At 63.1% G+C, this 23,855-nt stretch carries 18 protein-coding genes; 7 read left to right on the top strand and 11 right to left on the bottom strand.

Annotated elements, in window-relative coordinates; genetic code table 11:
- Positions 1 to 7 precede the first annotated feature (7 nt).
- Positions 8 to 853, bottom strand: coding sequence for a dihydropteroate synthase (gene folP, locus ACWGTO_RS18460; protein WP_454576231.1), 846 nt, complete (start codon positions 851 to 853; stop codon positions 8 to 10).
- A 118-nt stretch (positions 854 to 971) separates the two neighbouring features.
- Here folP and ACWGTO_RS18455 point away from each other — a divergent pair, with 118 nt between their 5' ends.
- From ACWGTO_RS18455 to ACWGTO_RS18445, 3 genes are all read left to right on the top strand, one after another.
- Positions 972 to 1,592 carry a DUF922 domain-containing Zn-dependent protease gene (locus ACWGTO_RS18455; RefSeq protein ID WP_454576230.1) on the top strand — a complete coding sequence of 207 codons (621 nt, stop codon included), beginning with the start codon at positions 972 to 974 and terminating at the stop codon, positions 1,590 to 1,592.
- Between the two features lie 199 nt (positions 1,593 to 1,791).
- Entirely contained in the window at positions 1,792 to 3,273 is a 1,482-nt protein-coding gene (locus ACWGTO_RS18450; protein ID WP_454576229.1) for an MDR family MFS transporter, read from the top strand.
- 365 nt (positions 3,274 to 3,638) lie between these two features.
- Positions 3,639 to 4,010 (top strand): hypothetical protein, encoded by a 372-nt coding sequence (locus tag ACWGTO_RS18445; RefSeq protein WP_454576228.1) that lies wholly within the window; start codon positions 3,639 to 3,641, stop codon positions 4,008 to 4,010.
- 31 nt (positions 4,011 to 4,041) lie between these two features.
- Here the strand turns inward: ACWGTO_RS18445 and ACWGTO_RS18440 are convergent, their stop codons facing one another.
- From ACWGTO_RS18440 to ACWGTO_RS18430, 3 genes are all read right to left on the bottom strand, one after another.
- Positions 4,042 to 5,073 carry an NAD(P)/FAD-dependent oxidoreductase gene (locus tag ACWGTO_RS18440; RefSeq protein WP_454576227.1) on the bottom strand — a complete coding sequence of 344 codons (1,032 nt, stop codon included), beginning with the start codon at positions 5,071 to 5,073 and terminating at the stop codon, positions 4,042 to 4,044.
- Positions 5,074 to 5,165: 92 nt separating this feature from the next.
- Positions 5,166 to 5,486 (bottom strand): 2Fe-2S iron-sulfur cluster-binding protein, encoded by a 321-nt coding sequence (locus tag ACWGTO_RS18435; RefSeq protein ID WP_023707481.1) that lies wholly within the window; start codon positions 5,484 to 5,486, stop codon positions 5,166 to 5,168.
- 157 nt (positions 5,487 to 5,643) lie between these two features.
- Positions 5,644 to 5,982: an Hpt domain-containing protein gene (locus ACWGTO_RS18430; protein WP_454576277.1), complete on the bottom strand. Its 339-nt coding sequence runs from the start codon at positions 5,980 to 5,982 to the stop codon at positions 5,644 to 5,646.
- Between the two features lie 314 nt (positions 5,983 to 6,296).
- On the opposite strand from ACWGTO_RS18430, the gene ACWGTO_RS18425 reads away from it, so the two are divergent.
- Positions 6,297 to 12,395: an apolipoprotein A-IV repeat region-like domain-containing protein gene (locus ACWGTO_RS18425; protein WP_454576226.1), complete on the top strand. Its 6,099-nt coding sequence runs from the start codon at positions 6,297 to 6,299 to the stop codon at positions 12,393 to 12,395.
- Positions 12,396 to 12,525: 130 nt separating this feature from the next.
- Here the strand turns inward: ACWGTO_RS18425 and ACWGTO_RS18420 are convergent, their stop codons facing one another.
- The 4 genes from ACWGTO_RS18420 to ACWGTO_RS18405 all read right to left on the bottom strand — a co-directional run bounded on the left by ACWGTO_RS18420 (position 12,526) and on the right by ACWGTO_RS18405 (position 16,600).
- Positions 12,526 to 13,125 (bottom strand): ABC-type transport auxiliary lipoprotein family protein, encoded by a 600-nt coding sequence (locus tag ACWGTO_RS18420; RefSeq protein WP_454576225.1) that lies wholly within the window; start codon positions 13,123 to 13,125, stop codon positions 12,526 to 12,528.
- A 79-nt stretch (positions 13,126 to 13,204) separates the two neighbouring features.
- On the bottom strand, positions 13,205 to 14,578 hold the full coding sequence (locus ACWGTO_RS18415; RefSeq protein ID WP_454576224.1) for an MlaD family protein: 1,374 nt from the start codon (positions 14,576 to 14,578) through the stop codon (positions 13,205 to 13,207).
- Positions 14,579 to 14,592: 14 nt separating this feature from the next.
- Complete coding sequence (locus ACWGTO_RS18410; protein WP_454576276.1) at positions 14,593 to 15,408, bottom strand: ABC transporter ATP-binding protein; 816 nt, start codon at positions 15,406 to 15,408, stop codon at positions 14,593 to 14,595.
- A gap of 4 nt (positions 15,409 to 15,412) precedes the next feature.
- Positions 15,413 to 16,600, bottom strand: a complete 1,188-nt coding sequence (locus ACWGTO_RS18405) for an MlaE family ABC transporter permease (protein WP_454576223.1) — start codon at positions 16,598 to 16,600, stop codon at positions 15,413 to 15,415.
- A 77-nt stretch (positions 16,601 to 16,677) separates the two neighbouring features.
- Here ACWGTO_RS18405 and dgcA point away from each other — a divergent pair, with 77 nt between their 5' ends.
- A complete protein-coding gene (dgcA, locus tag ACWGTO_RS18400) occupies positions 16,678 to 17,661 on the top strand; it encodes an N-acetyl-D-Glu racemase DgcA (protein WP_454576222.1) in 984 nt (327 codons plus the stop codon).
- On the opposite strand, the gene ACWGTO_RS18395 is transcribed toward dgcA, so the two are convergent.
- Both ACWGTO_RS18395 and ACWGTO_RS18390 read right to left on the bottom strand, forming a co-directional pair.
- Complete coding sequence (locus ACWGTO_RS18395) at positions 17,632 to 18,846, bottom strand: MFS transporter (protein ID WP_454576221.1); 1,215 nt, start codon at positions 18,844 to 18,846, stop codon at positions 17,632 to 17,634. The genes dgcA and ACWGTO_RS18395 overlap by 30 nt on opposite strands.
- 106 nt (positions 18,847 to 18,952) lie before the next feature.
- On the bottom strand, positions 18,953 to 19,768 hold the full coding sequence (locus tag ACWGTO_RS18390; RefSeq protein WP_454576220.1) for a UDP-2,3-diacylglucosamine diphosphatase: 816 nt from the start codon (positions 19,766 to 19,768) through the stop codon (positions 18,953 to 18,955).
- A gap of 120 nt (positions 19,769 to 19,888) precedes the next feature.
- Between ACWGTO_RS18390 and ACWGTO_RS18385 the strand changes: the two genes are divergently transcribed.
- Positions 19,889 to 20,668, top strand: a complete 780-nt coding sequence (locus tag ACWGTO_RS18385) for an SDR family oxidoreductase (RefSeq protein ID WP_454576219.1) — start codon at positions 19,889 to 19,891, stop codon at positions 20,666 to 20,668.
- Between the two features lie 177 nt (positions 20,669 to 20,845).
- A complete protein-coding gene (locus ACWGTO_RS18380; protein ID WP_454576218.1) occupies positions 20,846 to 23,170 on the top strand; it encodes an NADP-dependent malic enzyme in 2,325 nt (774 codons plus the stop codon).
- A gap of 104 nt (positions 23,171 to 23,274) precedes the next feature.
- On the opposite strand, the gene ACWGTO_RS18375 is transcribed toward ACWGTO_RS18380, so the two are convergent.
- The gene (locus ACWGTO_RS18375) at positions 23,275 to 23,787 is read right to left on the bottom strand and encodes a DUF1287 domain-containing protein (protein ID WP_454576275.1); all 513 of its coding nucleotides are present in this window, start codon (positions 23,785 to 23,787) and stop codon (positions 23,275 to 23,277) included.
- Between the last annotated feature and the right edge of the window lie 68 nt (positions 23,788 to 23,855).

Raw genomic sequence — 23,855 nt, 5'->3', positions numbered from 1 at the left:
CCTGGGCTTAGTATCCCGGCTTTTCACGCGCCAGCATAGCATCGGCCACGGCCAGTGCGTCCACGTTGATTGCGACATCGTGGACGCGAAAGAGATCGGCACCCTTCAGCCTGAGGATGACGCTGGTGGCGGCCGTGCCGGCGCCGCGCGCGGCGGCCTCGCGGCCGGTGATCGTGCCGATGAAGCGTTTTCTGGAGGTGCCGGCCATCAGGGGAAAGCCGAGCGCCTTTAGTTCGGAAAACCGCGCCATCAGATCGAGGTTCTCCTCCGCCGTCTCCTTGGCGAAGCCGAAGCCGGCATCGAGCACGATATGGTCGTCCTTGACGCCGCTGCGCTTCGCGATTTCCAGCGATTTCTTCAGGAATAAAAACTGATCGTCGATGACGTCGGGCAGCTTTTGCCGCTCGCGCCCGGTGTGCATGATGACCAGCCCGGCGCCGGTCTCGGCGGCGACGCGGGCAATGCCAGGTTCACGCTGCAGGCCCCAGACATCGTTGACGATATGCGCGCCGGCGGCAACGGCGAGGCGCGCGGTTTGCTCGCGATAGGTGTCGACCGAAATCAGGGCATCGCCGGAGCCGGCGAGTGCTGCTATCACCGGCAGGATGCGGGCCTGCTCGTCCTCAGGGGTTACGGGAGAGGCGCCGGGGCGCGTGGATTCTCCGCCGATGTCGATGACGGCAGCGCCCTCTTCCACCATGCGGCGCGCCTGCGCCACCGCCTGGTCAGCCGCGATGAACCGCCCGCCATCCGAAAAACTGTCCGGAGTGACGTTGAGAATGCCGACCACTATGGCCTTCTCGCCAAGGTCGAGATGGCGCCCATGCGCCAGTTGCCATCGCCTTGTCGTCATTGTCCTTCAACCATGTGACCCATCGAGCGCTTGCAATCCATCAACGATGCGTGATCGGTGGGGGATCAATTCGGTTGCGCCGGCAACGGCCGTAAAGCAAGGTGAGTGAAGAGGCAACATGATGAAGCGACCCCTGCTCTGCGCCCTGATGCTGGCTTTGACCGCCCTGCCTGCGGGCGCGACCAATCTGGTGAAAACCTATAGCTATTTTGCCATCGGCGGCAGCACGCTCGATGACATCGAGACGCAATTGTCGAAGCATGGACCCGAGGTGAAAAGCACCGGCATGCGGCATCCGGGTGCGACCCAGATGGCGTTCACCACCCGCATCAGCTACGCGCAGACTGCCGATTCCTGCCGCATTGCCAAGGCTGCCGTCACCGTCAAGGTCAAGGTTATCCTTCCGGAGTGGCGCCGGCCGCGCAAGGCCGACCCCGATGTCAGGCTGTTCTGGGATACGCTGTCGGCAGACATCAAGCGCCACGAGGAGCGCCATGTCGAGATTGCCAAGAACCACGGCCGTCAGCTTGAGGACGCGCTGAACGCGAGCTTTGCGCAAAAGACCTGCGCCGAGGCAAAGGCGCAGGCGGCGCAGATTACCGCGGCCGAACTCGCGAGGCATGACCAGGACCAGCTGCGCTTCGACCGCGTCGAAGGCGTCAACTTCGAAAGCCGCATCCTGCGGCTGCTGCGCTACCGCATGCAGCGCGTCGAAAGCGGCCAGATTCCACCCGGCTGATCACAAGCCAAAATTGGCGAAGCATGGGGCCAGTCACGAAAAATTTTCGGGCGGCGGTCGAAATCGGCCTATAGGGAATGACATATGTCAGGCTCGCAAGGCGAGCTTCGAACACGACATCAAGACCAATCAAGGCGGCTGATTGAGCGAAGCGGCCATTGGGCGCCGCAGTCGCGCGCAAGCATATGGATGAACTGATATGGACCAGGCTGTCGACAAGCCGGCTATGGTGGCGCCCGCCGCGCCGCTGACGGAAAGCGAGAAGAACGTCATCATCGCCGGCATCCTTTTGTCGATGCTCCTGGCGGCGCTCGACCAGACAATCGTCGCGCCGGCCATGCCGACCATCGGCCGTTCGCTCGGCCATGCCGACTATCTGCCGTGGATCGTGACCGGGTATCTCCTGACGGCGACCGCCATGGCGCCGCTCTATGGCAAGATCTCCGACGTCCATGGCCGCCGGCCGACCGTCTATGCGGCGATCCTGATCTTCCTCGTGGGATCGCTGGTCAGCGCCTTGGCGCCCAACATGTTCGTGCTGGTCATCGGCCGGGCGATCCAGGGTGCGGGCGGCGGGGGCCTGTTCGCCCTGGCGCAGATCGTCATCGGCGACCTAGTGCCGCCACGCGAACGGGCGCGCTATGCCGCCTGGATTTCGGGCACATGGGCTGTCGCCAGCATCGCCGGACCGTTGCTCGGCGGCGGATTTGCAGAACATCTGCACTGGTCGCTGATCTTCTGGATCAACATTCCGCTTGGCCTGGTGGCAATGGCGATCATCAACAAGCCGCTGCGCAAACTGCCGGTCGCCGCAAAGCGGCATCGCATCGACGCCCTGGGCGCGCTGCTTCTGGTGGTGGCGACGGCATTGCTGCTCCTGGCGCTCAACTGGGGCGGCAGCGCCTATCCATGGGCCTCTCGCGAGATCCTCGGCCTGTTCGCCTGTTCGACGGTCTTCTGGGGCGCATTCGCGCTCCGCCTGATGCGTGCGGCCGAGCCGCTGATTTCATTGGAAGTGCTCAGCAATCCAATCGTGCTTGCCGGAACGGCGTCGATGTTCCTGCTGCAGGCCGCCAATATCGGCCTGTCCGTGTACCTTCCGGTCTATCTGCAGTCGATCATCGGCCTATCGGTCAGCCAGTCAGGCCTTGCCATGCTCGGCCTGCTGCTCGGCACGGTCGCGGGCGCGACGTTCAGCGGCCGCACGATCCCGCGCTTCTTCCACTACAAGCGCATCGCCATGATCGGCGTCATCTTCGCCATCGCCTCCCTTGGTACGCTCAGCCTGGTCGCCGGCCGCGCCTCGCTGCTGGTGGTCGAGGTGCTGACGATCTGCGTTGGCCTGGGAACGGGCACCACCTACCCCGTAGCCACCGTCTCGGTTCAGAACGCGGTCGACCGCGCGCATCTCGGCGTCGCCACCGGCGTGCTGACGTTCCTGCGTTCGCTGGGCAGCGCGCTCGGCGTCGCCATGCTCGGCGCGGTCGCGCTCGGCTACGGCCTGCCGCTTGCCGGCGAAGGCGTGCCGGCCGCCGGACAGATCGTCTCGGCGACGCCGTTCATGATGATCTTCCTTGCTGCGGCCATCACGCTCGTCCTGGCGCTGATCACGCTGGCGCTGATGCCGGAAAAGTCGCTGCGCGGCCGCGACGAAGCCGAGCCGGCGCCTCTGGTGGAGTAAGATTCCGTTCTCAGAGGGCGAGTTTGAAGAGCTTGAAAGACAGGTCAGGAATTCGCCGCCGAACCAATGCCACAACGCTGCGGCCGTTTCCTGTCGGCGAGAGTGTTTGTGCGCCTTGTTGGCGGCATTATGCTGTGATCCAATAGACACGAAGCAGACATGTCCTGATCTATGTGACAGCCGGCTCGACAATCGAAGATACGGATCGGCTGCTCGGGCCTTGGGAGCGAGATTACTCTAAGGTGGGTAGGTGGTTGATTTGTAGAGCTGCAGCCAATGCGAGCCACGAGCGTTCTCTTACGCATTTACTTTGGCGACCGAGGATCGCTGCGTGGCCTAGTTTGTCATGTCTAGGACTTCTAGTCATGATATTTGGCGCAGTTTCCTTGCCAAGAAACGCTTACGCAAATAGTGACGAAGAGTACTGGGTAAAATTTCTGCGCGACATGGACGGTATCCTCAAAGCAGAACATCACAGTGTAGTGCCGATTGAGAGTTTTGTTAATGGAGCCAGCACGAACACTTCTGTTAACGAGTCGAGAGATTTATTGAATACATCTGAGTATTTTGTGAAATCCTTTAACTCTGGGGATGTTATAGTGTATGTGTTTGCAAATGATGTATTCATAGTCAACTTGAATTTTGATGGACGTACCGGCTATTTCCTATCAAAAGGTAGCGGTCCATGGCTCAAGAAAACAGTAGACGACTATAAAGTCCACCCGGCTAAAAAGTAGTTTCGCTAATATATACGAAAAAGGTCGGCAGCTATTCCACGACGCCGAGCTTCTTCTGCAGGCTGGTCGACGACGTCGTATACTGGAAGACGATGCGCTCGCCGGGGCTGATGACGCGCTTGGCTGCCTGCGCCATCAGCGCCACCTCGTGAAAGCCCGACAGGATCAGCTTCAGCTTGCCGGGGTACCAGTTGATGTCGCCGACGGCGAAGATGCCTGATACCGAGGTCTGGAACTTTTCGGTGTCTACCGGAATCAGGTTCTCGTGAAGGTTGAGCCCCCATTCGGCGATCGGGCCAAGTTTCATGGTCAGTCCGAAGAACGGCAGCATCCGCGTGCACGGCACCTCGATGTCGCCGTCAGGCCCACCCTTGATGGTCGCTGACGCCAGTTGGCCGTCGGCACCGGTCAGGCCGCTCACCTGGCCGACGCGGAATTCCAGCTGTTTCATCTCCTGCATGGCGTACATCTTGTTGACGCTGTCGGGCGCCGCCCTGAATTCCGGCCGGCGGTGGACCAGCGTCACGCTCTTTGCCACCGGCTGCAGGTTCAGCGTCCAGTCGAGCGCGGAATCGCCGCCACCGACGATGACGAGGTCGTGGCCACGGAAATCCTCCATGCGCCGCACCGAATAGAAGACGCTCTTGCCCTCATAGGCCTCGATGCCGGGAATGGGCGGCCGCTTGGGCTGGAACGAGCCGCCGCCGGCGGCGATCACCACCACCTTGGCCTCGAACACCTCGTTCTCGTCGGTGGTGACCCGAAAACTGCCGTCGTCCAGCTTCTCCAGGCTGGAGACCATGCGGTTGAAAGTGAAGTCGGGCTTGAACGGGTGGATTTGCTCGAGCAGCTTGTCGACCAGGCCTTGCGCCGAGATCGAGGGCCAGCCCGGAATATCGTAGATCGGCTTTTCCGGATAAAGCTCGGCGCACTGGCCGCCCGGCCGGTCGAGGATGTCGATCAAATGGCACTTCATGTCGAAGAGGCCAAGTTCGAACACGGCGAACAGGCCAACCGGCCCTGCCCCGACAATGAGTGCGTCGGTCTTGATTACATCGGTCATGCCTGGTGAGCCTCATTGCCAAACTGGCGCGAGACTGCATGAGCATTGGCTTGCTGCCAAGCGCCGGCGATAAAAATCCGAAAGAAGTTGGCTCAGCCCTGGCGGGCGGGCACGCGCACGACGAGGCCGTCAAGCGCGTCGCGGACCTTGATCTGGCAGGACAGGCGCGAATTTGGCTGGACGTCATAGGCGAAGTCCAGCATGTCCTCTTCCATCGCCTCCGGCTCGCCGACTTCGGCCGTCCAGGCTTCGTCGACATAGACATGGCAGGTCGCGCAGGCGCAGGCGCCGCCGCATTCCGCCTCGATGCCCGGCACCGCATTGCGGATCGCATTCTCCATGACGGTCGAGCCGTTTTCAGCCTCGACGTCGAAAGGAGTGCCGTCATGGGCGATGAAGGTCAGCTTGGTCATTTGTCACCTGAAGGGAGTCTCAGCCGAGATAATCACTCCGCCGGACAAGTCAACTGCGGCGCGAAAGCGCCGCTCTGTGACGTTTTTTCAGAAAGCTGGCTAAAACGCGCCCTGGCGCCGCTGATTCATCCCGGTGGTCGCTGCCGAGCGGCAACCATTAGCGGTTGATGGCGGCGATGAAATCGCGCACTTCCTCGATCAGGGCGCCGAGGCGCTTGAGGGTGCGCATGTCTTCCGGCTGCTGTTCGATCGATGAGGCGCAGTCGGCGATGGCAAAGGCGCCGACCCCGCGCGCCGAACCTTTCAGCCCATGTGCCAGAAGCAGCCTCTCCCTGACATCGGCGTCGACTATTCTGTCGCGGACAGAAAGCGCCTGCTGTACGAAGAGTGCCAATACCTCTTGTTCGAGGGCGCGATCGCCCATTGTCTGGCGGGCCAGATGGGCCATATCCACCGGCCGCGAACGGGCCGGTCCCGACACATCGCCGCCCGGCATTGAAAAGGCAATGCCGCTTTCACCGCGTACCAATTTGAAACTCCCTGTGCCAATCACCAAAAAACCTAGGCGATTTCCGTCGCCAACGCGTTAATGAATGGGCTGGAAAATTGTTGCCGTGGAGGCGGCGAAATCACGTTCTCGTTAACCTTATATTTAAAGTTTTACGTATCTCGCGGAATGCATGTTTTCTTTACCCCTGTGTGTCATTACGATACGAGGGTCCATTTTCAGCCTCCTGCGTGGGACCAGACAAGCCAGAATCAGGCCAAAATCATAAAGTCCCTCGGCAGCTAGTACAGGGTAGCGAAGGCATGGCGAAGAAACCAACGACGACCAGAAATCTCGACAGCGACGTAGCCAGGGAACTCGAAAAGGCACTAGACCTCGACCTTAGCGGAGACGGCAGCGGCGATCTCGATATTGCGGCGTCGATGGAAGATCTGGAAGCCCAGATTTCGCAGGCCGCCGATGAACTGGCGCGGGAAGGCCGCACCCAAAATCCCGCCCCCGTTCAAAGCGCACCCGTCCAACAAAATCAAAGCGCGATGCCGGCTGCCAAGGCCAAGCCCGCTGAGTTGCGCCCGGTTGAATCGCGCAACGCCGCCCAGCCGGCCGGTTTCAAGCCGGCAAACGATGACCACCAGAAAGACTACAAGACGCTGCTGCACAGCCTCAACCGGCGCGCGTCGAGCACGATCTATTGGGTCGTGGCGTTCGTGTCGCTGGCCTGGATTGCCGGCGCCGGCGGCCTTGCCAACCTCCTGTTTGGCCCCAGCATCTGGAAAATCCGTACATTCGATCAGCTCCTGGCCCGCCCCGAACTGATCGGCCTCGCAATCGCGGCAATCATTCCGGTTGTCCTGTTTTGGGCCTTCGCGGCGATGATCCGCCGCGCGCAGGAAATGCGCATAGCCGCCCAGTCGATGACGGAAGTTGCTTTCCGCCTGGCGGAGCCGGAAAACCTCGCCCAGGACCGCGTCATGATGATCGGCCAGGCCGTTCGCCGCGAGGTGGCGGCGATGGGCGAAGGCATCGAGCGCACTTTGGCGCGCGCCGTCGAGCTCGAAACGCTGGTCCACAGCGAAGTCAACCAGATCGAACGCTCCTATTCCGAGAACGAATCCCGCATCCGCTCGCTGGTCGACGGTCTGGGCAGCGAGCGCGAAGCCGTCGTCACCCATGCCGAGCGCGTGCGCGCCTCGATCACAGGCGCGCATGAGACGCTGAAGGACGAAATCGGCGCTGCCTCGGACATCATTCGCGACTCGATCCTCAACGCCTCGACCAAGCTTTCGATGACGATCACCAATTCAGGCGACACGCTGATCGACCGCATCAACGAAAGCTCGATGTCGATCTTCGATCAGGTGGAAGGCCGGCTCGATACGATCACCGACCGGCTGTCGACATCGGGCGAAGCCTTCGCATCGCTGCTCGACACCCGCATCGCCAAGCTGACGGACACCACCGATGGTCTGACCCGGTCACTGACCGACCTGCTCGACGACCGCACCACCGGAATGGTGTCGCTGCTCGGCGGCGCCGCCCGGACCCTGAGCTCGGAATTCGAATCCAGCCTCAGCGGCATCGAGCGCACCTTGGCCGAACGTGGCCAGGCGCTGATCAGTGAATTCGAGACCCGCGCCGAAGCGCTCGACACCGGCACCCAAAAACTCAACGCCGCCCTTGAGGCTCGTGCCCGCCAGATCAACGAGACGCTGGTAGAGCGCGCCCGTGAAATCGCCCACACCTTTGCCGAGAGCAAGGACCATTTGTCGGCGATGATCGATCAGGGCAAGACCCAGATCGGCGCCGACATGGCCGACATCGTCTCGTCGACCTCGTCCATGCTCGAAGCCCGCGCCAGCGATTTCGCCGGCCGTATGGAAGCGGCCCGCCATGTCGTGTCGCGCTCCTTCGACACCGACATCCAGCGCATGGCCGACGCCCGCGTCGGCATCGAGGAAGCTGTCGAAAACCACAGCCGCAAGCTGTCCGAAAGCCGCGAACGCATGGCGGAGGCCATGCAGGCCGACCTGGCGAAATTCGCTGAGGGCCGCGCCGGCATCGACGCAGCCGTAACCAACCAGGTGCAGAAGCTCGCCGAAGGCCGCAACCTGATTTCGCGCGCGTTGGAAGAGGATCTGCGCAAGGTCAACGAATCGCGCGCCGCCATCGATGCGTCGCTGGGCAGCCATCTCGAACGGCTTGAAGAGGGCCGCAACCGGCTTAACCAGGCCTTGCATGAAGACTCCGGGAAACTCGTGCAAGCCCGTACGATCATTGATGAAATGGTCGCCGGACATGTCGGGAAACTGGCCGAAGGCCGCAACATTCTTTCACGTGCCCTGGAAGCCGATCTCGGCAAGCTCGCCGACAGCCGCGCCTCGATTGACGGGCTGGTCGCCGGCCAGGTCGAAAAGATCGCCGAAGGCCGCGCGGTCCTGACCAAGGCGCTCGAAAACGATATTATCGGCATCAAGGGTGTGATCGAGAACCACTCGGCGAAACTGGCCGAGGACCGGACCGAACTCAGCAAGGCGCTGGAGAACGACCTGTCGGGCATCAGGGGTCTGCTCTCCGACCATTCGAACCGGCTCGCCGACGATCGTGGCCTGTTGTCACAGACGCTCGAGGCCGACCTTGCCAAGCTGGCGGAAAGCCGGTCAAGCATCGACGGGCTGGTCGCTGGCCAGGTCGAGAAGCTGGCCGAAGGCCGCGACATCCTCAAGCGCGCGCTCGAAGCCGACATCAATACCATCAAGGGTGCCATCGCGGGTCATTCCGACAGGGTGGCGGAAGAGCGCAGCCAGCTTTCGAAGGCTCTGGAAGCCGATCTGCAGAATGTGAACAGCCTGATCGCCGACCACACGAGCCGGCTTGTCCAGGATCGTTCGACGCTATCCCAGGCGCTTCAGGATGATCTGCACAATGTGAGCGGCATCATGGCCGATCATCAAAACAGGCTCGTCCAGGACCGTTCGGCACTCTCGAAGGCACTGGAAGACGACATCGCCAAGCTGGCGGAGAGCCGCTCCAGCATCGATGGGCTGGTCGCCGGACAGGTCGAGAAGCTCGCCGAGGGCCGCGACATCCTCAAGCGGGCGCTCGAAGCCGATCTCAACACGATCAGGAGCGCCATTGCCGACCAGTCGCAAAAGCTGACCGAAAACCGTGGAGAGTTCGCACGGGTGCTGGAAGCCGATCTGGAAAATGTCAACAGCCTGCTCCAGGGCCACAGCGACAAGCTCGTCCAGGATCGCGCGACGCTGTCGAAGGCTCTTGAGGACGACCTTGCCACGCTGGCCGAGAGCCGGTCGAGCATCGACGGGCTGGTCGCCGGCCAGGTCGAGAAGCTGGCCGAAGGCCGCGACATCCTCAAGCGCGCCCTGGAAGCCGACCTGCAGAAGCTGTCGGCAAGCCGCAGTGAGGTCGACGACATCATTGCGGGGCATGTCGGCAAGCTGGCCGAAGGCCGCAATATGCTGACCCAGGCGCTGGAAGACGATCTGGCAAAGCTCGCCGACACACGCCAGGATGTCGACCGCTCGCTGTCAGGCCATATCGACCAGATTGCCGCCAGGAGCACCGATATCTCGGCGGCTATCGCAGCCGACGTCGAGAAGATCGAACAAGCCTTCAGCAAGCAGACCGGCATCATCGAGGAGCGCGCCGGAACCATGGAGCGCGCGCTGTCGGTGGGTGTCGACAATGTCCGCAACGTGCTCGAAAAGAGCGCCGTCTTCGTTGCCGGCGCCCTGCGTGAGAAGGTGATGGAAGTCACCAGTGCCCTGCACGAACAGGCAGGTGCCGCCTTCAGCGATGCCGACCGTAAAATCGCCGAGCGTGCCGAGCAGACTTCGGCCGCCCTGCTCGCCCGCGCCGAGGATATCGCCCGCACCTTCGAGGACGCGGATCGCCGCCTGCATGCACGTGCCGAGGACACGTCGAGCGCCCTGCTTGCCCGCGCCGAGGATACCTCGAGCGCGCTGCTTGCCCGGCATGACGAGACGTCGAACTCGCTGCTCGCCCGCGCCGAGGAAACGGCCGGACGGCTGGCTGCCCGCGCCGGCGAAATCGTCGGAACGTTCGACGCCGCCGACCAGAAGCTGGTCGCCCGTGCGGTTGAAACGGCGCAGTCGCTGGCCGACCGCGCCGGCGACATCCTGCGCAACTTCGAGGGTGCCGACCAGCGGCTGAGCATGCGCATCGGCGAATCCGCCGAAGCGCTGGCCGCCCGCGCTTCCGACCTCGGCCGTATCTTCGACGCCGCCGACCAGCAGCTCATCTCGCGCATTGCCGAGGGTTCCGACGCGCTGTCGGCCCGCGCCACCGAGATCAGCCGCATCTTCGACGAGGCCGATAACCGCCTGGTGTCGCGCATCGCCGACTCCACCTCGACGATCGGCGAGCATGCCGACAACATCGTCGGCGCCTTCGCCAGCACCGAGCAGCGGGTTGCCGAACGCGCACGCCAGACCGGCCAGGAACTTGCCGTCCACGCCCGCGAGATGGAGCAGGCACTTGCCGGCGCCGACGAGCGGCTGGCGGCGAGCGTTGCTGCCGCAACCACCCGCGTCGAGGAACAGGTCGCGAGTGTCGAAAACCGCCTCGCCTACACCACCGAGACGATGGGCCAGAAGCTCAACGAGCAGGTGTCGAGCGCCGAGGCGCAACTGATCTCGCGCGCCAACACGATTGCCGAGACCTTCACCGCGGTTGGCCAGCATATCGGCCAGAGCACCAACGACGCTGCCAAGACCATCGGCACAAACACTCGCGAGCTCAACACGATGCTGGCGGCACGTTCGGCCGAAATGTCGAAGATCCTCGACGAAACCGCACGGCCGCTGGTCGAGCGCTTCTCCCAGGGCGGCTCGGAACTGCAAAAGAGCATGGAAGAAGTCACCGAACGCGCCACCGAGAAGCTGCGGAGCGAAAACGCCGCCCTCGTCAACGCGCTCGCCAGCCGCACGGCCGAAACGCTGTCGGCCGTCGAAGGCGCGCGCTCGTCGCTCGCCGACAGTGTCGCCGATCTTATTGGCCGCATGAGCGTCTCCAGCTCGCAGCTCGGTGAGCTGATCGAGCAGGCGGCAGTCAATCTCGGCCAGGTCGACGAACGTCTCAGCGGCAGCACGCAAAGCTTCGCGGCGACCACCGAAAAGGCGGCGCAAACCTTCGCCAGCTCGGCCCGCCTGGTCGATTCGAATACGACGCGGCTTACCGAACTGTCGTCTGCGACGCTGCGCGAAGTCGCCTCGATCGCCACCAAGTTCGACGAGCACAGCCGTCTGTTGTCATCAGCTTCCGACCTGCTGAGCTCGGCGCAGAGCAATCTGGAACACACGCTGGAGAGGCAGTCGTCGCTGGAAGATCTCGCCGTCGGCCTGGTCAAGAAGTCGGAAGACCTCGAGAAGGTGATGCGTTCGTTCGAGAGCCTTGTCGGTCAAACGATGCAGAATGCCGAAGGCAGGACGCTGGCATCGGCCGACAAGATCCGCATTGCCATCGCGGAAGTGGTCGATTCGGCAACCAACCGGTTTGCCGATGCGACCGAGGAGATGCGGCGCACCGCAAGCTCGATCAAGAGCGAGCTTGACCTCACACGCGCCGAGCTCAAGAAAGGCGTCATCGAGATGCCGGAAGAGGCCAAGGAATCGACGTCGGCGATCCGCCGTGCCGTTTCCGAGCAGATCAACGCGCTCAAGGAACTTTCGGATATCGTTGCGAAATCGGGCCGCGGTGGTGGCGACAATTCCGAGCCCCGTAATTTGCGCCCGGCCCCTCAGGCGCCGGTCCAGCGCCCGGCCGAGCCGGTACGCCGCCCGCCGCCGGCGCCGCAGGACGAGCGTCCGGCACCGCAGGCGCCGCTTGGCGGCCTGCGCGGCACGCTCGATATCGAACGTCCCGCCGAAGCACCGCGCCAGCGCGACGCCAATGCCCGCACGCAGCAAGGCGGCTGGGTGCGCGACCTGCTGACCGGGGCATCGCGCGAGGAGGAAGTCGCCAGGCCGGCAGCGCCCGCGGAGGCGCCGCGCGCAACACCCGCCCAGCGTTCGCCGCTGCATGTCATGGAGTCGCTCAACTCGCTCTCCGTCGACATCGCCCGGGCGATCGACCATGACGCTTCGATCGAGCTGTGGAACCGCTACCGGCGCGGCGAGCGTGACGTGTTCACGCGGCGCCTCTACACGCTGAAGGGCCAGCAGACCTTCGACGAAATACGGCGCAAGTATCAGGGAGAGGCGGAGTTCCGCGCCGCCGTCGATCGCTATTGCGACGACTTCGAAAAGCTGCTCAAGGACGTCTCGCGCAACGACCGCGACAACATCATGGCGCAGACCTACCTGACGTCGGACACCGGCAAGGTCTACACCATGCTGGCCCACGCGAGCGGCCGATTGCACTGATCGGGGCGAAGGTAGCGACAAGCAAAAGGCGGGATTTTTCCCGCCTTTTTCATTTCCGAGAGCTTGGAGGGGCGCGAAGGATCGCAACCAAACCGCACTATCTTGTCGCGATACGAAGCAATCGCCTCGCTCAGATCACCTGATCCGTCCAGCGGACGATATCCTTTGCAGCTTGGCCGAAGGCGTCGTCGAGTGCACCGACATAGGCAGCGTTGCCGCTGCCGGAGACCGGCGCGCTCGCGGTGAAGTCCTTCGAGGCGCGCACCTCGCCATTACGGTCGTTGAGGATGCGCACGAACAGGTCGACCTCGGCATGCTCGCCGCCATTGACGCGAACGTCGAAGGACCGCACCTCGACGATGATTTGATAGTCGATCGCCAAGCCCTCGCCCGGCTTACCGACACCGGTAAAGCTGCCGGAATGCTGGAACGTCTCGGCGAGCCTGGCCTGCACGATGAGCGGCAGGCGATCCGCCCATTGCGCGCCCTTGAGGTACTGGATCGAGTGGTCGGACGGCCTGATGACGATGTTCTGGCTGTCCAGCGCCTTGAGCGCCGAAGGCTGGGCGATCAGGATCTGGCGGCGGCTGTGGCCCCGCATGTCGATCGAGGGAGCGGAAAGCTCGAACGTATCGAGCGGCGCCGGCTTGCCTCCCAATGCCGCGCAACCGGCCAGCGTCAAGCCAAGCAACACGACAGCAGACTTATGCCCACCCAAGCTGAACGTCACGCGCGATCCCCATTGTCCCCGGATCGTAAGACCAACCCGCAGTCGCGGTTCAACTTCTTGCGGCGGGCGGCGGCCGAAGTCAACGCCGCGCCCTGCCGTCGAACTGCCGAACCTCGCCGGCGCCGCCCGAAAGGATGCGTTGCGGATTGCGGCTGAGATCGGTCACCGCCTCTTCGATGCGGCTGATCGAACGCCGGCTGTCCTGGACCAGCGCTTCGACATTCGACAGGCCCTGGCCGGAGAAGCGCGCCAGATTGTCGGTAATGGTGCCAAGCCGTGCGTTCAGCGTGTCGGCGACCTGCTTGAACGATTTCAGCGTGTCCCGGGCATCAGCCATCACGCCGTCCGCCTGGCCCGAACCCAGCAGCGTGTCGACCCTTTCCAGGATGCCGTCGACGCGCACCGAGGCATCATTGAGGCGCTGCGCCAGCTGTCTGGCATCCTTGATCGTCTCGTCGATATCGTCGGCCCGGTCGGCGAACTTGTCGGTCACCTTGGCGATGTCGGCGGCCGCCTGGTTGGCGTTTTCGCTGGCCTTCTGGATGTTGGCAAGCGCCACCCGCACCTGCGCCGGATCGATGCCGTCGAGCACATTGTCGACCTTGGCCAGCGTGCCTTGCGTGCGCGTGGCGAAATCATTGACCGAGCCGACCGCCGTATCGACGTTCCTGATCACGCCGTCGAGCTGCTTCGACGTTTCCTTGAGGTTGCCCGTCACCGCATCGACGTTGGCGACAATGCTCTTGATCTTGTCCTTGTCGACGGCGTTCAGCAGGCCCTCGGCGGCCTTCAGCGTGCCGTCGAGCTTGCCGGAAACACCCTTCAACTCATCCGACAGCGCGCTGACGGCAGTCAGGAACTTGTCGATGCCGTCGGCATTCTTGGCAAGCGCATCCGAGAACGTCTGGGCGTTCTTGACGGTCTGCGTCAGCGGCCCACGCACATCCTTGGTGAAGCCTTCGAGGTCCGACAGCACCTTGTCGGCACGGGTGAAGATGTTTTGCGCCGTCTGCAGGAGATTGTTGACAGCCGACGGGTTGGCGAGAATTTCAGCGACCCTGCCTTCTTTTTCCGCCTCCTCAAGCAGGTTCGGCTCCTTGGGATTGGCGCCCTTCAATTCGATGTTGACCTGGCCGGCAAGGCTGGCGATGCCGATATCGGCCTGCGTCGATTTGGTGAGCGGGGTTGTCTTGTCAATCTCGGTCGTGGCAATGGCGGCATTAGGGTCATTGCGGTCGAAATAGACGCGCTTGACCACGCCGACCTTGACGCCGTTGAACAGCACCAGACTGCCGGGGCCAAGGCCTGAGGCCGAGCCCTGAATGCGCACGCGCAACTCCGCCGTCTCGCCGCGATCGCCAATCTGCGCTGTCCAGTAGACGAACGCGAAGGCCGCCAGGATCGCGGCCAGCGTGAAAATGCCGACAATTACGTAGTTGGCTCTGGTTTCCATTGCCCCACTTATGGCTATTCGCGTGCCGCAAGATCAAGTTGCCGGGCGCGTTTTCCGCGGAAATAGGATTTTACCCACGGCTCCTCGCTCTTCAGCATGTCGTCGATCGTGCCTTCGACCAGGATTTTCTTGTTGCCGAGCACCGCCACCCGGTCGCAAGCGGTAAAGAGCGTGTCGAGGTCGTGTGTGACCATATAGACCGTCAGGTCCATCGTATCGCGCAGCTTGACGACCAATTCGTCGAACTCGGACGCGCTAATCGGATCGAGGCCGGACGTCGGCTCGTCGAGGAAGACGATGTCGGGGTCGAGCGCCAGCGCCCGCGCCAGGGCGGCGCGCTTGATCATGCCGCCCGAAAGCTCCGAGGGGAATTTTTGCGCGGCGTCCGGCGGCAGGCCGACCAGCTCGATCTTGAGCAAGGCCAGCTCGTCCATCAGCTTCTTCGGCAAATCGAGATATTCGCGCATCGGCACCTGCACGTTTTCCTGCACCGTCAGCGCCGAAAAAAGCGCTCCATGCTGGAAAAGCACGCCAAGTCGCATGTCGACGCGCAACCGTTCGATGTCGCTCGCCTTGTCGACATCGACGCCGAACAGCTTGATCGTCCCGGACTGCTTGTGCAGCAGGCCGAGAATGGTGCGCAGAAGCACCGATTTTCCGGCGCCCGAGGCGCCGACGAAACCGAGGATTTCACCGCGCTTGATGTCGAGCGCCAGTTTGTCGAGGATCAGCTTGTCATCCAGGGAGACAGTAATGTCGCGCACGGAGAGCACGATATCGCTTTCGTTCGTCCCTTGCTCAGCCTTGATCGCCTTTGAGCTCTTACCCATCATGTCAGAACTCGATCGAGGCGTAGAAGATGGCGAACAGACCGTCCAGGATGATGACGACGAAGATCGACTTCACCACCGAGGCGGTGACGTGCAGGCCCAGCGATTCGGCGCTGCCGCCGACTTTCATGCCTTCGACGGACGCGATGGTGCCGATGATCATGGCCATGAACGGCGCCTTGATCAGGCCGGCGAAGATGGTGCTGATATCGATCGCGCCGCGCAACCGATCGATGAAAGCGGACGGCGTGATGTCGGAATAAAGCCAGGCAGCGAGGATGCCGCCGCCAAGGGCCGCAAAATTGGCAATGATGGTGAGACAGGGCAGCGCGATCACCAGCGCCACCAGGCGCGGAAACACCAGCACGCCGATCGGATTGAGGCCGATGACCTTCAGCGCGTCGACCTCCTCGCGCATCTTCATCGAGCCGATCTCGGCGGTGATGGCGCTGCCGGAGCGGCCGGCGATCATGATTGCGGTCATCAGCACGCCGAGTTCGCGCAGGATCAGCACGCCGACCAGGTCGACAACGAAGATGTTGGCGCCGAAATAGTTGAGCTGGTAGGCGCCTTGCTGGGCGACGATGGCGCCAACGATGGCCGACATCAAGGCCACCACCGGGATGGCGCCGACACCCATGCGATCGATCTGGTTGAAGATCGCCGCAGGGTTGATGGCATGGCCGCGCCCGAGTTTCATCTGCGCGCCGCCGATGGTGGCGCCGAGGATGTTCATCGAGGCGAGGAAATCGTCGCGCATCTCATAGACGCGGCGGCCGATCGCCTCCAGCCCGCGAAGGACGATGTTGGGGCGCCGGACACGACCCGATTCGGGCTCGCGCCGAACGGCCTCGCCGACAGCACCAAGCAGGATCGAGGCAACATCGCTTTGCCCCTGCATCTTGACCTCGACGCCCTTCTTCTCAAAGACGCTGACCAGGCGGTCGATCAACCAGGCGCCGGCCGTATCAATCTTCTCGATGTGGGAGAGGTCGAGGGCCAGCGTTTGAAAGCCTTTGCGCTGCTCGATCTTGCGCATCTCGGCATCGATCAGCGCCACTGTCCGCGTCGTCCAGATTCCGGAGAAAGCGCAACCGAGGACGCCTCCCTCCTCGCCGACCGCGACGCGGGGCTGGTGGTTGGCCTCCTTGGCGGCGTTGCCGCTTGCGTCGCGTTTGCCGATGGTCAACATGGCGTCCTGTTTAGCCTGACGGGTCGAGCCTGTCGATTTGCCGACAGGCTGATGTTGCATAGCCGGAGTAGAAAATTATGGCGCGTGTCATTTCGGTCGAGGCCGAGCGTTTTCCCATCGCCGGCACCTTCACCATCTCACGCGGATCGAAGACCGAAGCCGAAGTCATCACCTGCACGATCAGCGATGGGGACAATCGCGGATGGGGCGAATGCGTCCCTTACAAGCGCTATGGCGAGACCATGGACGGCGTGCGCGACGCCATCGAGGCGATGCGCCGGCAGATAGAAGGCGGCATCAGCCGGAAGGGCCTGCTCGATGCGATGCCGGCTGGTGCTGCCCGCAACGCCATCGACTGCGCCTTGTGGGACCTGGAGGCGAAGACGAGCGGCATAGCGGTGGCGGACATTATCCACGCCATGCCCCTGTCGGCGCTGGAGACGGCCTACACGCTGTCGCTGGGCGAGCCGGAGGCGATGGCAGCGCAAGCCAGCGCCAATGCGGGGCGGCCACTGCTCAAGGTCAAAATCGGCGGCGACAACGATGTAGCCCGCATCCGCGCCGTGACCGAAGCGGCGCCCGCCAGCCGCATCATCCTTGACGCCAATGAAGGCTGGACCGATGCCAACATCGTCGAGAACCTCGCTTTTGCGGCCGATCACGGCATCACCCTGATCGAACAGCCGCTTGCCGCCGGCCATGACGCCATCCTGCGCCACATTGCGCACCCCGTGCCGATCTGCGCCGACGAAAGCGTGCACGAGGCGAAGGACCTCGAAGAACTTGTCGCCCTCTATGACGCCGTCAACATCAAGCTCGACAAATCCGGCGGCCTGACTGCTGCGCTTACCCTTCGTGACCGCGCCCGCGAACTGGGTTTCGAGGTGATGGTCGGCTGCATGGTCGGCACCTCGCTGGCGATGGCGCCGGCGGTGCTGCTCGCGCAAGGCGCCGAGTTCGTCGATCTCGACGGTCCGCTGCTTTTGGCGCGCGACCGCGATCCCAGCCTCGTCTACCAGGGGTCGCTGGTGTCACCGCCTGACAGGATGCTGTGGGGCTGAACGCGCGGCGAGCCCGATCAGCGCCAGGCCGATGATGGCGATCGGGATCATCGCCAGGAAGCCGTCGACGCCGTAGCGCTCGTAGAGCGGGCCGGATGCCAGCGTCACCGCGGCCATGAAGAAGCCGTTGAAGAAGTAGGCTATGCCTTGCGCGGCACCGGTGCGCTCTTCCGAAACCGTCTCGCCGATCATCCTCTGCAAGCCGATCAGCACCATCGCCACCGACACCGAGTGCAAGGTCTGGACGCCGAAAAAGCCGATAACGCCAAGCCCGAGCGGCCAGATCAGCGGAAAGGCGATCCAGCGCACGATCGAGCCGATGCCGGCGATCAGCATCACCTTGACGACCGAGACGGAGGCGAAAATACGGTTGAAAAACAAAAACATGCAGACTTCAGCTACGACGCCCCAGGCCCATAGCAGGCCGATGACGGAGCCGCTGATGCCGATCGACTTCCAGTAGATCGAAACGAAGCCGTAGAGAAAGGCATGGCTGGCGGTGATGATGCCGACGCCGAGGGTGAAATAGAGGAAATACGGGTTGAGCAGGCTGGGCGCCGAATGCTGGATGTCGGTGGCCGACAGCGGCGAGGCCCGGCGCGGACGGCCAAGGCGGGGCGCCAGCAGCCCGGCGACGAGTGCGGTTGCAAGCGACAGGAAGATGATCACCGGCACGGCCTGAACGCTTGTCCAATACAGGATGAAGCCCCCGGCAGCATTGGCGCAGAGATAGGAGATCGAGCCCCATTTGCGCATCGCGGTGTAGTTGGAGCCGAAGCGGCGGACGCCCGACAGCGCCAGCGAATCGGCGATTGGCGAATGCGGTGTCCACACCACCGTCAGCGCCAGCGAAACGGCTAGCACCATGGCATAGGTGGAGGTGAGGAAATAGCCGGCGGAAAGCACCATCGTCGCTGCCACCAGCGCGATATAGACGTCGGCCCTGTCCTTCGCCCGGTCGGCCAGTGCGGTGAGAAGCGGCGTCGTCACCACGCGCAGGAACATTGGTGCTGCCAGGATAACGGCGATCTGCGACGCGTCAAACCCCTGAGCCTCGAGCCAAACCGGGAAAAAGGGCACATGCGTTCCCAGCGACACGAACAGTGTCGCGAAGATCAGGCTCATGCGCAGTTCGAAATGGCGCGGCTTGACGAGTTGTTCAGGCGAGAGCGGCGGCAGCGACATGAATCGATCCAATTACGCTGCAAAAAAATAGCTGCGGCGCAGATCGATCCCTTAACATGCGGGAAAGCCGTACGAAACCGCCTGGACCAACCGATTAACAGCTAGGTCACGCCGCTTCGACGACCCTGTCCTCGATCAGCATCGGGATGAAGGGTTCGTCTGGCGCCTCGGGCAGGATTTTCGCCCAGTGGATGATCTCCATGCGGCCGTCGAAATGCTCGACCACCGCCGTGCAGCTCTCCACCCAGTCGCCGGTGTTGATGTACTGCACATCGCCGTAATTCTCGATTACGGCATGATGGATGTGACCGCAGATGACGCCGTCGACATGCGAGCGGCGCGCCTCGTCGGAGAGCACGGTCTGGAACGAGCCGATGAAATTGACCGCCCTCTTGACCCTTCCCTTTGCCCAGGACGAGAACGACCAGTAAGGAAGGCCTAACAGATGGCGGAGCTTCGTCACCACGCGGTTCACCATCATGGCCGCGTCATAGGCGTAGTCGCCGAGATACGCCAGCCAGCGCTGATTGTGGACGACGGTGTCGAACTGATCGCCATGGATGACCAGCAGGCGCCTGCCGTCGGCGGTTTCGTGGATGGCGCGGTCGGCAACGACGATGCCGCCGAAATGCACGCCCTGGAACTGGCGCGCGAACTCGTCGTGATTGCCGGCGATGTAGGTGATCGAGGTGCCCTTGCGCGCCTTGCGCAGCAGTTTCTGGACGACGTCATTGTGGCTCTGCGGCCAATGCCAGCTGCGCCGCAGCCGCCAGCCGTCGACGATGTCGCCGACGAGATAGATGATATCGGCGTCGTGATACCGCAGGAAGTCGATCAGGAACTCGGCCTTGGCCGCCTTAGATCCGAGATGCAGGTCGGATATGAACATGCTGCGGAAAGTGCGGGTTTCTGTGCTGGACATCAGATCGTCACCGTTGCTTTCGCGCAGGCTATGCCCCGATTCATGCAACAACCGTATGACGGTTGCGATTGGGCCAGCCAAAGAGCTAGCGTGCCGCGCCAATCACAGGAGAAAATCGTCATGGATCTCGGTATCAGGGGCAAGAAAGCCATTGTCTGCGCTTCGAGCAAGGGGCTCGGCCGCGGCTGCGCCATGGCGCTGGCCGAGGCGGGCTGCGATCTGGTCGTCAACGGACGCAATGCCGAACTGGTGGCAAAAACCGCCGCCGAACTGCGCGAACGCTACGGCGTGAAGGTGACGGAGATTGTCGGCGACGTCTCGAAACCCGATGTACAGAAGGCACTCCTTGCCGCCTGCCCCGGCCCCGACATTCTGGTCAACAACAATGGCGGCCCGCCGCTGCGCGATTTCCGCGAGCTCGACCGTGCAAAAATCCTCGAAGGCGTGACGCAGAACATGGTGACGCCGATCGAGCTGGTGCAGGCTGTCATCGACGGCATGGCCAAGCGCGGCTTCGGCCGCATCGTCAACATCACCTCGCTGTCGGTCTATGTGCCGATCCCTGGCCTCGACCTGTCATCGGGTGCCCGCGCGGGCCTGACCTCGTTCCTGGCCGGCGTGGCGCGCACGGTGATCGACCGCAACGTCACCATCAACAGCCTGCTGCCGGGCAAGCTCGACACCGACCGGCTACGCGGCCCGCACGAGGCCGGCACGACGGAAGACCCGGCCGCTGCTGCCGCCCGCAAGACCCGCATCAGCGCCGACGTTCCAGCCAAGCGGCTCGGCACGCCGGAAGAGTTCGGCCAGATCTGCGCCTTCCTCTGCTCGGTCCATGCCGGCTACCTCACGGGCCAGAACATCCCGGTCGATGGCGGCCTCTATGTCAGCGCATTCTGATCGACGTGCCTGCGAAGCAGCAGGAGTCGCTCGCGATGAAATCGGTATAAGTATCTGATACAACGTCGCTTTCGGCGCGCGATGGCGGAAAGCTGACGGCGCGTCATTTAGCGTCGCGACAAACCTTGGCCGCATGCTAAAAGGACTCTGGCATAGCAGTTTCGAGGGAGCGGCCGCATGGAAGGCGACAACAAGAAACCGGCACGTTCGGACCTCGACGAAGCCGCCCTTTACTTCCACAAGCACCCGCGACCGGGAAAGCTCGAGATCCAGGCAACCAAGCCGCTCGGCAACCAGCGCGACCTGGCGCTGGCCTATTCGCCGGGTGTCGCAGCCCCCTGCCTTGAAATCCGAGACAATCCGGCGACCGCCGCCGACTATACGGCGCGCGCCAATCTGGTCGGTGTCGTCTCCAACGGTTCGGCCGTGCTTGGCCTCGGCAATATCGGCCCGCTCGCCTCCAAGCCGGTAATGGAAGGCAAGGCGGTGCTGTTCAAGAAATTCGCCGGCATCGACGTCTTCGACATCGAGATCGACGCGCCCGGCATCGAGCGCATGGTCGAGACGATCTCGGCGCTGGAGCCGACCTTCGGCGGCATCAACCTCGAGGACATCAAGGCGCCGGAATGTTTTGAGGTCGAGGCGAAGTTGAAGGCGCGCATGGGCATTCCGGTGTTCCATGACGACCAGCACGGCACCGCCATCATCGTCGCCGCCGCCGTGCTCAACGGGCTTGAATTCGCCGGCAAGACCATTTCCGACATCAAGATCGTCACCTCCGGAGCGGGTGCGGCGGCGCTCGCCTGCCTCAACCTGCTGGTCTCGCTCGGCGCCAAGGTCGAGAATATCTGGGTCACCGACCGTTTCGGCGTCGCCTACAAGGGCCGCACCGATGAGATGGACCGCTGGAAAGATCCCTATGTGAAGGACACCGAGGCGCGCACGCTGGCCGATGTGATCCTGGGCGCCGATGTCTTCCTCGGCCTGTCTGCGGCCGGCGTGCTGAAGCCGGAACTGCTGCAGCACATGGCGGAAAAGCCGCTGATCCTGGCGCTGGCCAATCCCAATCCCGAGATCATGCCGGAGGCGGCGCGCGCGGCCCGGCCGGACGCGATGATCTGCACCGGCCGTTCCGATTTTCCCAATCAGGTCAACAACGTACTGTGTTTCCCTTACATCTTCCGTGGCGCGCTGGATTGCGGCGCCAGCGCCATCAACGAGGAGATGAAGATGGCGGCGGTCCGGGCGATTGCAGCCCTTGCCCGCGAAGAGCCGTCAGACGTTGCGGCGCGCGCCTATTCCGGCGAGACGCCGATCTTCGGGCCTGACTTCCTGATCCCCTCGCCTTTCGACCCACGGCTGATCCTGCGCATTGCGCCGGCGGTGGCCAAGGCTGCCTGCGACACCGGCGTCGCGACCCGGCCAATCACCGATTTCGCCGCCTATATCGACCAGCTCAACCGCTTCGTCTTCCGCTCCGGCCTGGTGATGAAGCCGGTGTTTTCCTCTGCCAAGGCGTCGAGCGCCAAGCGCGTGATCTATGCCGACGGCGAGGACGAGCGCGTGCTGCGCGCGGCACAAGTGGTGCTGGAGGAAGGGATTGCCGAGCCAATCCTGATCGGTCGCCCGCATGTCATCGAGGTCAGGCTGAAGCGCTACGGCCTGCGCATCAAGCCCGGCGTCGATTTCGGCCTGATCAACCCGGAGGACGATCCGCGCTACCGCCACTATGTCGACCTTTTGATCGAGCTTGCCGGCCGGCGCGGCGTCACGACCGAAGCCGCGCGCACCATGGTGCGCACCGACAATACGGTGATTGCGGCACTGGCGCTGAAGCGCGGAGATGCCGACGCCATGGTCTGCGGCCTCGAAGGCCGTTTCGAACGGCATCTGCGCAATGTGACGCTGGTCATCGGCGCTCGCCCCGGCGTCAAGGACCGCGATCTGTCGACGCTGTCGATGCTGATCTCGCAGCGCGGCATCATTTTCCTGACCGACACCCATGTCTCGGTCGATCCGACGGCCGAGGAAATTGCCGAAATGACCATTCTGGCGGCGGAGGAAATCCAGCGCTTCGGCATCGAGCCGAAGGCAGCGCTGCTCTCGCATTCGGATTTCGGCTCGCGCGATTCCCCCAGCGCCCTGAAGATGCGGCAAGCAGCGGCGATCCTGGCGCGCGTTGCGCCCGACCTGCAATGCGACGGCGAAATGCATGCCGACACGGCCTTGTCGGAGCATCTGCGCCAGCGCGTTTATCCGCATTCGCGGTTGAAGGGCGAAGCCAATCTGCTGGTGTTCCCCAATCTGGACTCCGCCAACATCACGCTCAGCGCGCTGAGGACGATGATGGATGCGCTGCATGTCGGACCGATCCTGCTCGGCACCGACAAGCCGGCGCATATATTGACGCCGTCGGTGACCTCGCGCGGCGTCGTCAACATGACGGCGCTGGCGGTGGTCGAGGCGGCGCACAAGGCGCAGGCGGTGGTCGATTTCAGCTAGAGCGTTTCACCGGTTCACGGAAACGGCGAAACGCTCTAGCTCTTTGTTTTTTCGCAATTCCGGACGGAAAACCGCTCACACTTTTCCTGGAATTGCTCTGGCGCTCAGGCGGGCGCGAAGCGGTAATGCCCGGTCTGACCGAAGGCGAACAGCGTGTCCTCTTGCCGGGCGCCCGCCCCGATATTGTGGATGACCAGCGGCCTTTCCGGCACGTCCGCCGAGCGGTCGGATGAGACGATGACGATGTGCGGCAGGTTGCCGGGCAGCATCTGGGTGACGAGATCGCCCGACTGAAAGTCGGCGGGCTCTTCGCTGACGGCCAAGGAAACGCCCTTGCGCCCGAAAAAGGCGGCAAGGTTGCCGACCCGGCGGTGATCGATGTTGCGGTCGGTCGCCTTCAGGCCCCAGGTCTTCGGATAGGCCGCAAAATTGGCCGCCATATCCTCATGCACCAGTTTTTGCAGATCGAGACTGAAGGCGCGGCGATAGGCGCGCACGATGACATCCGTGCACACGCCTCGATCCGGCGCGACATCGCCGCCGGGGTAGCCGAGCCGGACATAGGTCGGGTCGTAGAGAGTGGTGACGCCGATCTGCTCACGCGCGGCTTCGACCAGTCTGCTGCGCCAGTCCGCGCGGCTGGCCTTTCCTGCGCGAGGGTGGGCGCCGCCAAGCAGACCAGACC

The sequence above is a fragment of the Mesorhizobium sp. PL10 genome (assembly GCF_053714315.1).
The sequence above is the reverse complement of the archived record's forward strand: the minus strand, read 5'-3'. Positions and strand labels throughout refer to the sequence as shown.

Excerpts from the sequence above, each read along its gene's own strand:
- folP (WP_454576231.1), bottom strand. The coding sequence starts at position 853 with ATGACGACAAGGCGATGGCAACTGGCGCATGGGCGCCATCTCGACCTT.
- ACWGTO_RS18455 (WP_454576230.1), top strand. The coding sequence starts at position 972 with ATGATGAAGCGACCCCTGCTCTGCGCCCTGATGCTGGCTTTGACCGCC.
- ACWGTO_RS18450 (WP_454576229.1), top strand. The coding sequence starts at position 1,792 with ATGGACCAGGCTGTCGACAAGCCGGCTATGGTGGCGCCCGCCGCGCCG.
- ACWGTO_RS18445 (WP_454576228.1), top strand. The coding sequence starts at position 3,639 with ATGATATTTGGCGCAGTTTCCTTGCCAAGAAACGCTTACGCAAATAGT.
- ACWGTO_RS18440 (WP_454576227.1), bottom strand. The coding sequence starts at position 5,073 with ATGACCGATGTAATCAAGACCGACGCACTCATTGTCGGGGCAGGGCCG.
- ACWGTO_RS18435 (WP_023707481.1), bottom strand. The coding sequence starts at position 5,486 with ATGACCAAGCTGACCTTCATCGCCCATGACGGCACTCCTTTCGACGTC.
- ACWGTO_RS18430 (WP_454576277.1), bottom strand. The coding sequence starts at position 5,982 with ATGCCGGGCGGCGATGTGTCGGGACCGGCCCGTTCGCGGCCGGTGGAT.
- ACWGTO_RS18425 (WP_454576226.1), top strand. The coding sequence starts at position 6,297 with ATGGCGAAGAAACCAACGACGACCAGAAATCTCGACAGCGACGTAGCC.
- ACWGTO_RS18415 (WP_454576224.1), bottom strand. The coding sequence starts at position 14,578 with ATGGAAACCAGAGCCAACTACGTAATTGTCGGCATTTTCACGCTGGCC.
- ACWGTO_RS18410 (WP_454576276.1), bottom strand. The coding sequence starts at position 15,408 with ATGGGTAAGAGCTCAAAGGCGATCAAGGCTGAGCAAGGGACGAACGAA.
- ACWGTO_RS18405 (WP_454576223.1), bottom strand. The coding sequence starts at position 16,600 with ATGTTGACCATCGGCAAACGCGACGCAAGCGGCAACGCCGCCAAGGAG.
- dgcA (WP_454576222.1), top strand. The coding sequence starts at position 16,678 with ATGGCGCGTGTCATTTCGGTCGAGGCCGAGCGTTTTCCCATCGCCGGC.
- ACWGTO_RS18395 (WP_454576221.1), bottom strand. The coding sequence starts at position 18,846 with ATGTCGCTGCCGCCGCTCTCGCCTGAACAACTCGTCAAGCCGCGCCAT.
- ACWGTO_RS18390 (WP_454576220.1), bottom strand. The coding sequence starts at position 19,768 with ATGTCCAGCACAGAAACCCGCACTTTCCGCAGCATGTTCATATCCGAC.
- ACWGTO_RS18385 (WP_454576219.1), top strand. The coding sequence starts at position 19,889 with ATGGATCTCGGTATCAGGGGCAAGAAAGCCATTGTCTGCGCTTCGAGC.
- ACWGTO_RS18380 (WP_454576218.1), top strand. The coding sequence starts at position 20,846 with ATGGAAGGCGACAACAAGAAACCGGCACGTTCGGACCTCGACGAAGCC.